The organism is Micromonospora sp. NPDC005197, assembly GCF_040608295.1.
GTDB lineage: Bacteria > Actinomycetota > Actinomycetes > Mycobacteriales > Micromonosporaceae > Micromonospora.
Genome location: NZ_JBEXHY010000128.1, coordinates 1 through 14084, shown reverse-complemented (window position 1 = coordinate 14084; position 14084 = coordinate 1). Strand labels below are relative to the sequence as shown.

The 14084-nt window shown below is 72.0% G+C and carries 12 protein-coding genes; 5 read left to right on the top strand and 7 right to left on the bottom strand.

The window, feature by feature from the left end; all coding sequences use genetic code 11:
• Positions 1-47: 47 nt before the first annotated feature.
• The 3 genes from ABZU46_RS26895 to ABZU46_RS26885 form a co-directional block, all read right to left on the bottom strand.
• The gene (locus ABZU46_RS26895) at positions 48-1406 is read right to left on the bottom strand and encodes a HAMP domain-containing sensor histidine kinase (protein ID WP_354862100.1); all 1359 of its coding nucleotides are present in this window, start codon (positions 1404-1406) and stop codon (positions 48-50) included.
• Between the two features lie 9 nt (positions 1407-1415).
• Positions 1416-2072 carry a response regulator transcription factor gene (locus ABZU46_RS26890; RefSeq protein ID WP_039907784.1) on the bottom strand — a complete coding sequence of 219 codons (657 nt, stop codon included), beginning with the start codon at positions 2070-2072 and terminating at the stop codon, positions 1416-1418.
• Positions 2073-2156: 84 nt separating this feature from the next.
• Complete coding sequence (locus tag ABZU46_RS26885) at positions 2157-2468, bottom strand: hypothetical protein (protein WP_354862099.1); 312 nt, start codon at positions 2466-2468, stop codon at positions 2157-2159.
• Positions 2469-2594: 126 nt separating this feature from the next.
• Here ABZU46_RS26885 and ABZU46_RS26880 point away from each other — a divergent pair, with 126 nt between their 5' ends.
• Positions 2595-2933, top strand: coding sequence for a DUF952 domain-containing protein (locus tag ABZU46_RS26880; RefSeq protein ID WP_354862097.1), 339 nt, complete (start codon positions 2595-2597; stop codon positions 2931-2933).
• A gap of 58 nt (positions 2934-2991) precedes the next feature.
• Here ABZU46_RS26880 and ABZU46_RS26875 read toward each other — a convergent pair whose 3' ends face one another.
• The 3 genes from ABZU46_RS26875 to ABZU46_RS26865 form a co-directional block, all read right to left on the bottom strand.
• Positions 2992-4749: a CDP-glycerol glycerophosphotransferase family protein gene (locus tag ABZU46_RS26875; RefSeq protein ID WP_354862095.1), complete on the bottom strand. Its 1758-nt coding sequence runs from the start codon at positions 4747-4749 to the stop codon at positions 2992-2994.
• 271 nt (positions 4750-5020) lie between these two features.
• Positions 5021-7132 (bottom strand): DUF6077 domain-containing protein, encoded by a 2112-nt coding sequence (locus tag ABZU46_RS26870; RefSeq protein ID WP_354862093.1) that lies wholly within the window; start codon positions 7130-7132, stop codon positions 5021-5023.
• 134 nt (positions 7133-7266) lie between these two features.
• On the bottom strand, positions 7267-7866 hold the full coding sequence (locus ABZU46_RS26865) for a TetR/AcrR family transcriptional regulator (protein WP_354862104.1): 600 nt from the start codon (positions 7864-7866) through the stop codon (positions 7267-7269).
• 217 nt (positions 7867-8083) lie between these two features.
• On the opposite strand from ABZU46_RS26865, the gene ABZU46_RS26860 reads away from it, so the two are divergent.
• From ABZU46_RS26860 to ABZU46_RS26845, 4 genes are all read left to right on the top strand, one after another.
• Complete coding sequence (locus ABZU46_RS26860; RefSeq protein ID WP_354862092.1) at positions 8084-8980, top strand: ABC transporter permease; 897 nt, start codon at positions 8084-8086, stop codon at positions 8978-8980.
• 4 nt (positions 8981-8984) lie between these two features.
• Positions 8985-9794: an ABC transporter ATP-binding protein gene (locus ABZU46_RS26855; RefSeq protein WP_354862102.1), complete on the top strand. Its 810-nt coding sequence runs from the start codon at positions 8985-8987 to the stop codon at positions 9792-9794.
• A 144-nt stretch (positions 9795-9938) separates the two neighbouring features.
• Positions 9939-11444, top strand: coding sequence for a bifunctional cytidylyltransferase/SDR family oxidoreductase (locus ABZU46_RS26850; RefSeq protein WP_354862091.1), 1506 nt, complete (start codon positions 9939-9941; stop codon positions 11442-11444).
• Between the two features lie 39 nt (positions 11445-11483).
• Positions 11484-13154, top strand: coding sequence for a CDP-glycerol glycerophosphotransferase family protein (locus ABZU46_RS26845; RefSeq protein WP_354862089.1), 1671 nt, complete (start codon positions 11484-11486; stop codon positions 13152-13154).
• 4 nt (positions 13155-13158) lie between these two features.
• On the opposite strand, the gene ABZU46_RS26840 is transcribed toward ABZU46_RS26845, so the two are convergent.
• Positions 13159-13905 carry an alpha/beta hydrolase gene (locus tag ABZU46_RS26840; protein ID WP_354862087.1) on the bottom strand — a complete coding sequence of 249 codons (747 nt, stop codon included), beginning with the start codon at positions 13903-13905 and terminating at the stop codon, positions 13159-13161.
• Between the last annotated feature and the right edge of the window lie 179 nt (positions 13906-14084).

Below are 14084 nucleotides of genomic sequence, written 5' to 3'. Positions count from 1 at the left end.
ACCCCACCAACTAAATTTTAAATCATAAGACGTCTTAAGAGTTGAATTCACAAGTGACTGGAGTTCTGAAGTGTGCTCTTCCGATCTGCCGGCCGCATGGTGAGCCGGCCGTCGGAGGCGTCGACCAGCACAGCGGCGATGGTCAGGCCGAGCCCGGCGCCGTCGACGTTCTGCGCGTCCGGCGCTCGCCAGAACCGCTCGGTGGCCTGGCCGAGCTGACTCTCGGTCATCCCCGGGCCGGTGTCGCGCACCTCCAGGGCCACCCCGTCGTCACGGCGGGCCACGGTCACCGTCACCGCCCCGCCGGCCCCGCTGAACTTCACCGCGTTGTCGATCAGCGCGTCCAGCGCCTGGTCGACGGCGGTCGGCACGGTCCGCGCGTACGCCGGGGCGTCGCTGGTGGCCAGCCGCAGCGCGATCGACCGGTGCCGGGCCAACGGCGCCCACGCGGCCACCCGGGACGCGGCCACGGCGGCGGCGTCCACGGTGACCCGCTCGTTCTCCTCCCGTTCGGCCCGGGCCAGGGTGAGCAGCGCGTCGAGCACCAGCGCCAACCGGTCGGTCTCCTCCAGCGCCAACCGGTGCTCGGAGCGCCCGTCCGCGTCGGTGAGGCTGGGACCCAGCTCCTCCACCCGCAGCCGCAGCGCGGTGAGCGGGTTGCGCAGCTGGTGGCTGGCGTGTGCGACGAACGCACGCTGTCGGTCCATCACATCGGAGACCACGTCGGCCATGTGGTTGAAACTGGCCGCGAGTCGACGCAGCTCCGGCGGGCCGAGCCGGTGCTGCACGCGCGCGCCCCGGTCGCCCTCGGCGATCTCGTGGGTGACCGCGTCCAGCTCGGTCACCGGGCGCAGCACCCAACCGGCCAGCCCGAACGCGGTGAGCACGCAGGCCAGCACGACGAGCAGGCCGGCCAGGGTGAGCAGCAGCCACCAGGTGCTCACGGCCCGGCGGATCTCGTCGGCGGGGGTCACGATCACCACCGCGCCGAGGACCTCACCGCCGTCGTTGATGGGCACCGCCACCACCACCGGCCCGGCCGACCACGGCCAGACCGACTCGGGCGCGCTGGCCTGCTGCCCGGAGAGCGCGACGTCCAGCACCGTGGCGGTCCCCGTGGACTGCCAGCTCGCCGAGTCGACGACGATGCCCCGGTCCCGGTCGACGACCGCCGCGCCGATTCCGTACAGCTCGTCGTAGCTGCGCAGCTCCGCCCCGATCGGGCCGGGCTCGCCGCCGCGCAACGCCGGCCCGGCCAGCGAGGCGAACCGGGTGGCGTCGGCGAGCCGGTCGGCGCGCACCCGCTCGGTCTCCCGACTGGCCAGGGTGACGGCGAGCGGGCTCTCCAACGCGATGAGGACGAGCACCATCAGCAGCAGATAACTGATCACCAGTCGACGGCGCACGGCGGCCCCTCACGCATCGCGCAGCCGGTAGCCGACCCCGCGGACGGTCTCCACCAGGCGCGCGTCGCCCAGCTTGCCGCGCAACGACCCGACGTGCACCTCGACGGTGTGCCGGTCGGCCCAGGTGGTGCCCCAGGCGTCGAGCAGGATGCGGTCGCGGGGCACCGCCACCCCCGGCTGGCGGGCCAACGACAGCAGCACGTCGAACTCCTTGCGGGTCAGCGTGACCGCGCGCCCCGCCACCGTCACCGTGCGGGCGGCCACGTCGATGCGTACCGCCCCCGCCTCGATCAGGTGCCGCTCGGGCGCCGCGTTCGCGGCCCGGCGCAGCACCGCCTCGATCCGGGCCTGCAGCTCCACCATCGAGAACGGTTTGACCACGTAGTCGTCCGCGCCGAGGCGCAGCCCGAGCACCCGGTCGCGTTCCTCACCCCGCGCGGTCACCGCGATGATGCCGAGCTGGCTGCTGCGTCGGCGCAGCTCGCGACACACGTCGGTGCCGTCCCCGTCGGGCAGGGTCAGATCGAGCAGCACCAGGTCGCAGGGGGCGGCGGAGAGCGCCGCGGCGACGGTCGCCGCGTGCTCGACCTGGTAGCCGCGGCGGGTCAGTGCGGAGGAGAGCGCGGCGGCCACCCGGCGGTCGTCCTCCACCAGCAGGATCCGCACCGTGCCCCCATCCGTCGCAGCAGTCCTGCGAATGGTGGCAGAAGCGTGCCGCGAGCGGGAGGGCCGCCCTCCCGGTCGGGTCGGCTACAGACCGAAGACGTCGTCGGCGACCGCGTCGCGGACTCCGTCGGCGAAGCCCCGGAATCCGGGGTCGTCGTGCCGGGCCGGCACGCTGGTGACGTTGACCCCGCTGGCCTGGGTCACGGCGTCGACCAGGGGCGGGAAGTCGATCTCGGCGTCGTCGAAGGCGTCGTCGTCCGCCTCGGCCAGGTTGATCACATGCTGTACGTCGTCGGACGGGGTGTCCGGGTCCTCGGCCCACTCACCGCCGGCCCGGTAGCACTCGTCGTACAACCCGCGCTGGGTGTCGGTCCAGTCGTCGTCGTAGCTCGCCATCGTCCACCCCTTTCCGGCCGCTCCACCTGAGCATGCCGGGCGTCGACGGGCGTCGGCGGCGGTACGGCCGAAACGCGCACCGGCCGACGTTCTCGCAGCGCGACATCGGCGACGTAGTCTGCGGAGGTGATCTACAAGCTGTTGCCGACCGTCGAGTGGGACGACGCCCAGGCCGCCGGCGCCGTCGCCGGCTCGGCCGTGGACCGGCAGGACGGTTTCATCCACCTCTCCGCCGCCGACCAGGTGGTGGAGACGGCCCGCCGGCACTTCGCCGGCGCCACCGGCCTCACCCTGCTGGGCGTGGACGCCGACCGGCTGGGCGACGCCCTGCGCTGGGAACCGTCGCGGGGCGGGCAGCTCTTCCCGCACCTGTACGGACCGCTGCCGCTGACCGCTGTGGTGACGGCCCGCGCGTTGCCCGCCGACACACCGGTCGCCGACGCGGTCGCCGCCCTGCTCGACTGACGCGACCGCGCCCGGTCCGACTGATGTCGGGCCGGGCGCGGGACGTCGTACGCGCGGGTCAGCGGCAGAGGCGGGAGATCTCCTCGGCGAACCGGTCCATGGGGTTGGCCTCGGCCGGCCCCAGCAGGTAGGTCTTCAGGTCGCGGCGTGCCTCGGTCATCGGGTCGTCGCCGGCCCGGGTGACCGCCACGATCTTCTCCAGCTCGCCACAGTCGGCGGAGAGCAGGTACGCGGCCCGCGCCGTCGGGTACTCCCGGCGGAACTCGTCCTCCGGCAGGCCCGCCGGGTTGGCCACCACGTACGGCCGCTGGCTCTGCACGAAGTCGGAGACCACACTGGACACGTCGCTGATCAGCAGGTCGGTCTGGTTGAAGCAGTCGAACAGCCCCGGCGTACGGCCGGTCACCACGAGGTGCGCGGTGCCGTCCAGGGACGCGGCGTTGGGGTTGCCGCCGGCGGCCTTGATCGCCTCGACGATCCGGTCGTGCACGGCCTTGGCCGCCTTGGACCGCGACCCGGTCAGCGGGTGCGGCTTGTAGACCAGGCGCACCCGGGGGTTGGTGGCCAGCAGGCCCTTGACGATCCGCTCACCCATCAGCACCAGCGAGGTGTGGTACGGGTCGTCGTCGAGCCAACCCTCCCAGGTGGGCGCGTAGAGCACGGTGAACGGCCGGTCCACCGACTCGGCGCCGAAGGTGTGCACCCCGGCCAGCTGCGGCCGGCCGATCTCGACGATGTCCGCGTCGAGCACGCCCACCCCGGCGCGGGCGTACCGCTCCCGGCCGGCCAGGCCCGCGACCCAGACCTCGTCGTACACCTTGCTGTAGGGGTTGACGCTGGCCTGCTTGTCGCTGTCGCCGTGCCCGACGAAGACGTGCTTCATGCCGGGTTCGCGCAGCATGTGGATGTTCGCGCCGACGTTCGCGGCGTAGAGGGCCGCGCGGACGCTGCCGAGTTCGAGGTTCATGAAGTCCACCCCGGCCGGTACGCAGATCACCGGCAGCCGGGTGTCGGCCAGCTCGTTGAACGCCTCCCGGCTGCGCATCAGCACCACCGCGCGCTGGTTCAGCGCCTCGGTCGGCGCGAGCCACATGTTGGCCTGGTAGACGTCCTTGGCCGGTCCGGCGAAGTAGAGCGCCACCTCGGGCCGGTACGTGTCGAGCCAGCGCTGCACGGCGGGCAGCAACGGGCCCTGCCCGGCGCCCCGGCCGCGCAGCCAGGTCACCGCGATGATCGCGCCCACCACCGCGGTCGCCGCCACCGTCACCGTGGCGGCCACGAGGAACGGCGTCGCCTCGTGCTGCACCGCGGCGGCCACCGCGGCCGGCACCAGCAGCACGTTGAGCAGGGGCATCCGCTCGCCCGCGACCGCCGCCGCCCAGGCCGGCGGCCGAGGGGCCGAGCGCAGCGGGCCCAGCTCGATGTTGCGCACCAGGGCCGACAGCGGGTTACGACGGTCGATCATGGTGGAGAGCGCGCCGGCGAACACCGAGACGACCCACACCGCCGCCGGCAGGATCAGCAGCAGGCTCAGCTCGGTGCCGTCGAGGGTGACCTCCGCGGCGACCAGCAGCACGGCCGCCAGGTCCCGGGTCAACTGCCGGTACGACCAGTGCAGGCCGACCTTCTCCAGCAACAGCTGCGACTGCGGGGACCAGCGGGCGACGGCGAACTCGCCGAGCACCGCCGCCAGTCCGGCGACGGCGAACAGGCCGACCCAACCGAAGACGCCGGCGACGAGCATGACCAGGTAGGACAACACCAGCAGCGCGCTGCGGGCGGCCACTCCGATGCGTCCTGTCAACGTGCCGAACAACGAGTTCGCTCCCTACGATTTCCGTCTTGGACGCATGCCCGTGGTGCGTCGATGACACTCCCCGTCGCGCATGGCCTACCGCGCACCAGGAGCGGCCGGCCACAGATGTGGTGATCCAGACCCCGTGCGGCGGGCGGTAGTGGTGACTGCGACCTTAACGCGAACGGACCCAGCGGTGTCGCTCGGGTATCGGGCGCACATTTCGGTCAACGCACCGGCCGTCCGTGTACCACCCCAGGACGACGCACGGGCCGCTCAGCGGACCGGGTGCTCAGCCGACCCGCCGAAAACAGGTCATGGCCCCGGGTCCCCGACGCTTGGCGAACTCCTGGTAGCCGAGCTGTGGTGCCATCTCACGGGCGTACTGATTTCCGTTGTAGACACAGATGGTGCCCACGTCCAGCCGGTCGAGCGCTGACGCGAGTTCGGTCGACGTCGGGGTGGTGGCGCCGTCGGCGAAGCCCGCGAGCAGCAGCCGGTCCTTGGCGAACTGGGAGTTGAGATCGTACTCAACGAGATAGAAGTCGCGCGGAAGGACGACCCGGACCTGGCTGGTGACGACCAGGGAGGCGCGCATGATGGTCTTCGGCGCGAGCAGCAGGCCCGGGGGCCGGTCCAAGCCCTTGATCCAGAAGGCGATCGACTGGCGTTGCTGCGGCAGCTTCCAGGTGGGCCGCTCGTGCACATCGACCCAACTCTTCGCGGACCACATCGGGGTGGCGAAGAGAGCGAACGAGGCGACCAGCAGCACCGCGATCCCACCCGCCGCGGCGCGACGCAGCACCGGCGTGGGCGCCGGCACCCGGACCGTACAGAGCAGCCCGATCAGTGTCGGCAGGGCGAGCAGCCACGGCACCCGCCACAGCACCACGGAAATGCCGCTGAGCGCGCTCAACGCCTCCAACACCCCGGGGACGAACAGCACGCTCAGGGCCGCGGTCGCACCTGCGGTGAGCAGCGCGGGCGTACGTCGACGGGCCAGCAGCGGGCCGCACCAGAGAGCCAGTCCGGAGATCACGCCGACCACGCCGAACAGCAGGGTCCGCTTGTAGGTGTACGCCGCGTCGAAGAAGGCGTCGTCCGCGCCGTCCGCGGTCAGCCCGCCGAGCAGCAGACGGGACACCACGAGCGAGCCGATCGGGTACGCGAGGGCCGCCACCCCGGCCACCACCGCGGCCTTCCAGCGCCCGACCAGCAACATGGCGAACCCGGCGGCGCCGACCAGCATCGGCAGGATGATCGCGGCGGTGGTGGTGAGGCCGATGGCGGTGATCGAGAGCGCCACGATGAGGAACAGGCTGCGCCGGGAGCGGTTGTCGAACCACTCGGTCAGGTAGAGCCACATCAGCGGGATGACGGCCGACACGAACATGCCCTTGCCCTCGTAGAGCCGGGGCAGGTGGAACGTGCCCAGCGCGGCGTCCCCGCCGGCGACCAGGTACAGGTACGCGACGGCCACCGTGAAGGCGAGCACGGGTCGACGCGGCGCCCACCGGTGGGTCAGTCGCCACAGCGCGAGCACCGCCAGGACCGCCATGATCGGTAGCGCCACGTACCAGGTGGCCGAAGCACCGTGGATGCCGAAGACGTGGGCGAGCGCGCCGTCGAACACCTCGATCGAGGGGATCGGAGGCTGCGAACCCATCGCCGGCAGGACGTTCTCGGAGAACAGGAAGTCGTTGAGCGGGATGAGGTCCCGCTCGGCGATCCAGACTGATTTCCCGACGTAGTAGACGTCGTCGGGAGTGTTGCGGGCCAGGAAGAACGAGGAGATTCCGACCAGCACCGAGATGACGAGCGCGTACGCCGACTGCGATGCCGTGGGCATCGGCGCGACCGAGGAGGACGTTGGGCCGCTCAGCCAGACCCGACGCAGCAGCAGGATCCCACCGGTCGCGGCGAGCAGGCCGGCTACCGCCGGAATCCACCAGGTGACGGCCGCACCGGTTCCCGCCACTCCGGCGGTGACCGCGGCCACCGCGGCAGCGACGAGCACGCCGATCAGCAGACGGCGGTCGACGGGAGGCTGCGGGTCGGCCGATTCGACCGGCTCGGGCCGTTCCTCCTCGCCGAAGATCCCTCCGGGGCGCCGGCGGGCGCGCAGCACGGCCCCGACAGCGACCAGCACACAGGCGACCAGCCAGATCCGGAAGGTCACCGACGGACGCAGATCCGCCAGGAACGCCGCGTGGTAAAGGACGGTGAAGAGCGCGAACGCGACCACGGCCCCATCGGTGAGCAGCGCCGGGGCGGCGGCCACCAGGGCGCGTACCCGGGCGGCGGGGTTCCGGTCGGGGCCCTGGCCCAGCCGGGACACCTGTTCGGGGCGCGGCGTCGGGTCCGGGTCAGTGGGCGCGACGGCGATGCTGTCGACGTTGGCCACGGGCGTCCTTCTCGTCAGGCGGATGTGGGGGCGAAAAACGGATGTCGGTTTCGTGACGGCCGGGTGTCAAGTGGGCAGCCTAGCGGAGGAGGGCGGCGCGGCCGGCCCCGCTGCGAGTGGTGTCGTGGGCTCGGTCAGCCAGGAATCGGCGCCGCCCTGGGCAGCGGTACGGAGCTGGTCGCGCCGAGCCCGGCGGCCACGGATTCGACCAGGTTGTCCAGGTAGCTGTCGGTCAGCGGCAGCCGGGCGATGGCGAGCCGCCAGTAGAGCGGGCCGACGATGAGGTCGACGGCGGCGTCCGGGTCGGTGTCGGCGGGCAGCTCGCCGCGCTGCACGGCGCGGGTGACCAGGCGGCCGCCGATCTCCTGCTGGCGGGCGTGCAGCACCTGACGCAGGGTCTCCTCGATGGCCGGGTTGCGGGCGGCCTCGGCCAGCAGGTCCGGGATGATCTGCGAGGCCAGGGGGTGGCGCAGCGCGTGCGCCACCGCCTGGAACAGCAGCGCGAGGTCGCCGCGCAGAGTGCCGGTGTCCAGCACCGGCAGCTTGCCGTGCGCCGCGGCGGCGACGATCTCCACCACCAGGTCCAGCTTCGAACTCCACCGTCGGTAGATCGCCGTCTTGCTGACGCCGGCCCGGCGGGCCACCGCCTCGATGGAGAGCCGGCCGTAGCCGACCGCGGCGAGCTCCTGCATGAGCGCCCGCCGGATGGCCGTGGTGATCTCGTCGCGCAGCACCGCAGCGCCGGCCGGGACACGCCTCTTCTCGGTCGTCACCATGGACTCTTCTCGCAGGTCACGCCCACTACAGTAGCGCAACGACGCTACGGTTGCGTCCCGACGTGTTTCGGACTACTGTCCACGCAGCGGCGAGGCGGCGCCCCGCGCACCCTTCCCACTAGGATTCCATCGTCGCGAGCAACCCGTCTGCACGAAAGATCGGAGCGCCATTTCCATGGCCACCACCGCGCTGGTCGACCCCGACACGGGCCTGACCCAGGCGCAGCTGGCCGCTCGGCACGGGCTACGGGTCGCCGGTGAGCGACCCACCCTCGCCGAGTACAGCCGCCGACTCTGGGCCTACCGGCACTTCATCGCCGCGTACGCCAACGCCAAGCTGGTCGCCTCGTACAGCAACGCCAAGCTGGGCCAGCTCTGGCAGGTGCTCACCCCGCTGACCAACGCCGCGGTCTACTACCTGATCTTCGGGGTGGTGCTGGGACAGAACGACCGGATCCCGAACTTCATCGGCTACCTGACCACCGGCCTGTTCATCTTCAACTTCACCCAGAGCGCGGTGCTGGCGGGCACCCAGTCGATCAGCGGAAATCTCGGGCTGATCCGGGCCCTGCACTTCCCTCGGGCCAGCCTGCCGCTGTCCACCACGGTGACCCAGTTCCAGCAACTGCTCGCCTCGATGGTGGTGCTGATCGGGATCGTGCTGGTCACCGGCGAGTCGATCACCTGGAAATGGTTGGTGCTGGTGCCGGCCCTGCTGCTCCAAGCGGTGTTCAATGCCGGCGTGGTGCTGATCGTCGCCCGGCTGGGCTCCAAGGCGAGCGACCTCAAGCAGGTCATGCCGTTCCTCATGCGTACCTGGATGTACGGCTCCGGCGTGCTCTACAGCGTCAGCCTCTTCGCGCGGCTGCCCGGCTGGGCGGCGACGCTGGTCCAGTTCAACCCGCTGCTGGTCTACATCGAGCTGGCGCGCTACGCGCTGCTGGACGAGCCGCCGATGCTCAACGAGTCGCTGACCCAGCTCTGGCTGGTCGCCGCCGGGTGGGCGTTGGTGGCCGGCATCGGTGGCTACATCTACTTCTGGCGCGGCGAACAGGAGTACGGCCGTGGTTGATTCCCTGCGGGCCGCCGACGAGGCGACCGTGTCCCTGCCCGTGCTGGCGCAGGAGCGGATCCCCACCGTGGTGGTGGACGACGCACACATCATCTACCGGGTCCACCAGGGTGCCACCGGTGGCACCACTCCGGTGGCCGCGCTGCGCCGGCTGGTCAAGCGCACCAACGCGCCGAACGTCCGGGAGGTGCACGCGGTCAAGGGCGTCTCGTTCACCGCGTACCGGGGCGAGGCGATCGGGCTGATCGGCAGCAACGGCTCCGGCAAGTCCACCATCCTGCGGGCCATCGCCGGCCTGCTGCCGGTCAACCGGGGCGCGATCCACACCCAGGGGCAGCCGTCGCTGCTCGGCGTGAACGCCGCGCTGCTCAACGACCTGTCCGGCGAGCGCAACGTCGTCCTGGGCTGCCTGGCGATGGGCATGCACCCCGACGAGGTGGCCAAGCAGGCCGCGGGCATCATCGACTTCTCCGGGATCAACGAGCGGGGCGACTTCGCCAGCCTGCCGATGCGCACGTACTCCTCCGGGATGGCGGCCCGCCTGCGGTTCTCCATCGCCGCCGCCAAGAGGCACGACGTGCTGCTCATCGACGAGGCGCTCGCCACCGGCGACAAGGGCTTCCGCAAGCGCAGCGAGCAGCGGGTACGCGAGCTGCGCGAGGGCGCCGGCACGGTGTTCCTGGTCAGCCACCAGCTCTCGTCCGTGCGTGACACCTGCGAACGGACGATCTGGCTGGAATCGGGCGTTCTCCGGATGGACGGCCCCACCGACGAGGTCATCCGCGCATACGAGGCGTACGCGAACAGCAAGTAGAGTGCCGGCCAACCTCCGGCATCGACACGGCACCAGGACCGCGTCGCCCGCATTGGGGCGGCGCGGTCCGCGCGTTAAGGTTCATTCCGTCGCCGCTCGGGCGGAACCTTCCGTTAACGCAATTCTGAGAGTGAGGATCCGGCAATGACGCAGGACCAGACCACTGGCCCGGACGCCGCAACGGAGACCCCCGCACCGTGGCGGCCCTCGCGGACAGTGGCCGTGGTGCTGGCCGGCGGCACCGGGACCCGGCTGGGCCTCGGCATCCCCAAGCAGCTGCTGAAGATCGCCGGTAAGCCGATCATCGAGCACACCCTGGCCGTCTTCGAGGCCGCTCCGGAGATCGACGAGATCATCGTGCTGATGGCCACCGGCCACGTCGAGGACGCCCGGCAGATCGTCGAGAAGGCCGGCCTGCGCAAGGTCACGAAGGTGATCGAGGGTGGCGACACCCGCAACGCGACCACCCGGATCGCGCTGGACGCGGTCGGCCCGGCCGACTGCAACATCCTCTTCCACGACGCGGTTCGCCCGCTGCTCAGCGGCCGGATCGTCCGCGAGTGCGTGAACGCGCTGTGGACCTACGACGCCGTCGACGTCGCCATCCCCTCCGCCGACACGATCATCCAGGTGGACGAGAACGACTGCATCACCGACATCCCGGTGCGCTCCCGGCTGCGCCGGGGACAGACCCCGCAGGCGTTCCGCTCCCCCACCATCCGCGAGGCGTACCGGATCGCCGAGGGTGACCCCGACTTCGCGGCCACCGACGACTGCGGCGTGGTCCTGCGCTACCTGCCGGGCACCCCGATCAAGGTGATCGACGGCTCGGACGAGAACATCAAGGTCACCCACCCGGTCGACGTGCACCTGGCGGACAAGCTCTTCCAGCTCGCCGCGGCGCAGGCGCCCCGGCTGACCGACCACCGCAGCTACAGCGAGGAGCTGACCGGCCGCACCATCGTGGTGTTCGGCGGCAGCTACGGCATCGGCCACGAGCTGACCGAGCTGGCCCGGCGCTACGGCGCGCAGGTCTTCCCGTTCAGCCGCTCCACCACTGGCACCCACGTGGAGCGCGCCGAGGACGTCGAGGCCGCGCTGACGACCGCCTTCGAGGCCACCGGCCGGATCGACCACGTGGTCGTCACCGCCGGGATCCTGGAGAAGGGCGCCCTGGCCGAGATGGACGAGGAGACGATGGACCGGGTGTTGCAGGTCAACTTCGTCGGTCCGGTGACCATCGCCCGGCAGGCCCTGCCGTACCTCCAGCAGACCAAGGGCCAGCTGCTGCTCTACACCTCCAGCTCGTACACCCGGGGTCGGGCCCGCTACGCGCTCTACTCGGCCACCAAGGCCGCCCTGGTCAACCTGACCCAGGCGCTCGCCGACGAGTGGGCCGACGTGGGCGTCCGCGTCAACTGCATCAACCCGGAGCGGACGGCCACCCCGATGCGGACCCGGGCGTTCGGCGAGGAGCCGGAGAACACCCTGCTCGCCGCGGAGGCCGTCGCCCAGTCGTCGCTGGACGTGCTGATCTCCGACCTGACCGGTCAGGTCATCGACGTACGCCGGGCGCCCGGTGACGGTCCGTCGGTGCCGGCTCAATCGGCGCGGGCCGAGGCGGCGGCGGCCGTGACCTCCGCGAGCTGACGCGGGCGACGGAACTCCGACGGCGGCGAACGGAACGACATGCGTGGTGACCTGGTCCGAAAGCTGCTTGCCCGGTGCCTGAGCGTCGGTCTGGCGGTGCTGGCGTTCGTCGTGGTGGCGTTGACCGGCGCCACCGGGTGGGGGCTGGCGCTGGCCGTCGCGGCGCTGGCCGCGGCGGCCGCCGAGCAGCGGATCCGGCCCGGCGCTGACCTGGTCGCCGAGACGGCGCTGATCGCCGCGGCGGTCCTGGTCGGCTACACCCGGCGACTCGACGACGGGTTCGACCCGGCGCTGGCCGCCGCGGCGCTGGTCCTGCTGGGGCTGGTGCTCCTGGTGGGGCCGCTGCGGACCGCCGGCAACCTGGAGGTCCGGGCGGCCAACCTGCCGGTACGGGCCTGGACCCCGCTGATCGCCGACCGGCTCGGCGTCGCCCTGTTGGGGCTGCTCGCGGCAGTGGCCCTCGCCGCCGCGCTGACCCTGCCCGCCGCCGTGGCGCTCGTCGTCAGCCTGCTGGTGGGCGCCGGCGCCGGGTCGGTCGCGCTGGACCTGGCCCGGCGGCGGTTCCGGCCCACCGGCGGCGGTGGGCCGGTGGCCCGCGCGCTGCGCCGGCACCAGCCGGAGTTCCTGCTCTACTTCTCCGCGCCGCCCGGCTCGGAATACCAGGTCACCATGTGGCTGCCGTACCTGGAGCGGATCGGCAGGCCGTTCCTGGTCCTGGTGCGCGAGCCGGAGTTCCTGGCGCCCATCGCCGCGGCCACCGACGCGCCGGTGGTCTACTGCCCCACCCTGCGGGCGATCGACGAGGCGCTGGTGCCGAGCCTGCGGGTGGCGTTCTACGTCAACCACGGGGCGAAGAACAGCCACTGCGTCCGGTTCACCCAGCTCACCCACATCCAGCTGCACCACGGCGACAGCGACAAGGCGCCGAGCGCCAACCCGGTCTCGGGGATCTTCGACCGGATCTTCGTGGCCGGTCCGGCGGCGATCGACCGGTACGCCCGTGCCGGGGTGCGGATCCCGGCGGACAAGTTCGTGGTGGTGGGCCGCCCGCAGGTCGAGTCGATCGACGTACGCCGGGAGCCGGCGCGCGGCCTCGCGAGCCCGACAGTGCTCTACACCCCGACCTGGACCGGGCACCACGCCGACGCCGACTACTGCTCGCTGCCGGTGGCCGAGGAGCTGCTGCGACGGCTGCTGGAGCGCGGTGCCACGGTGATCCTGCGGGCCCACCCGTACACGGCGCAGAACCCGGCGTCGGCACGCCAGTTGGGCCGGCTGACGGAGCTGCTGGCCGCCGACCGCGCCCGCAGCGGCCGTCAGCACGTCTTCGGCGCGGCGGCCCGCGAGCTGAGCCTGACCGAGTGCGTCAACCGCTCGGACGCGCTGGTCTCCGACGTGTCCGGCGTGATCTCGGACTACCTCTACTCCGGCAAGCCGTACGCCGTGACCGACATGGGCGACGAGGGCGACCGGTTCACCGACCGTTTCCCGTTGGCCGGGTCGGGTTACGTGCTGCGGCGCGACATGTCGAATGTGGACGCCGTGCTCACCGCACTGCTGGACACCGACCCGCTGGCCGAGGAGCGCTGGGCCACCCGCCGCCGCTACCTGGGTGACTTCCCCGCCGAGTCGTACGCCGAGGCTTTCCTGACGGCCGCGCGCCGAGAGCTGGCGCCGGCGGAGAACCTGGCCGCGTCAGCACCGGTCTAGCAGCTCAGCGGTAGGCGTCCAGCAGCGCCAGCACGGCGGCCGGGTCCTCCAGGTGCGCGTTGTGGCCGAGACCGGGCAGCGTGGCGACCGGCACGCCGTACTCCTTGAGCTGCGCGTCGGTGACCATCGGGTCGTGCTCGCCGCGCGCCAGCACCACCGGCACGTCGGTCGCCGCCAGCAGCGCGGTCAGGTCGGGCTGGCCGACGGCGAACGCGCTCGTGTCCATCGCGAGCCGCCACCGGCCGTCGACCTGGCGCAGGCCGGCGTCCACCATCGGGTGGTCCGGGGGGACCAGCCCGGTGAGGCCGGCGACCCGCAGGTAGCGGCGGGCGGCCTCGGTGCGGCTGGCGAACCAACCGAGCGGGCGGGCGGCGAGCTCCGCGGCCCGGGCCAGCTCGGCGGGTGACCAGACCGCCTTGATGCCCAACCCGACCACCGCGTCCACCGGCAGCCCGGCGTCGCGGGCCGCCAGCGCCAGGCCGACCACCCCACCCAGCGAGTGGCCGAGCACCACGATGCGGTCGTCGAAGGCCAGGCCCTGTGCGATCCGCTGGGCCAGACCCGCGAAGGAGTACGACGACAGCGGGGCCGACCAGCCGTGGCCGGCGAGATCCGGCGCCAACCACCGCCCTGGCCAGTGCTGCTCCAGCAGTGGCGCCCAGGGCAGCCACACGTCGCCCGTCGCTCCCATGCCGTGCAGCAGCAGCAGGACCGGCCCGCGACCGGCGTGACCAACCGATTCGTCCACCACGGCCGCAGTCTCCCACGGTTCGTGGCCCGGTACGAGAGCCGTCATCGGCATCGACGCGAGACGCCGCGGGCGCCGGCCCCTCGTGGGGGGCGGGGCCCGCGGCGTCGTGGGGGTGGGCGCCGGGGTCAGGCGGTTTTTGCCCGGGGGGGGGTGCAGGTTGGCAGGGGGTTCGTGGTTTT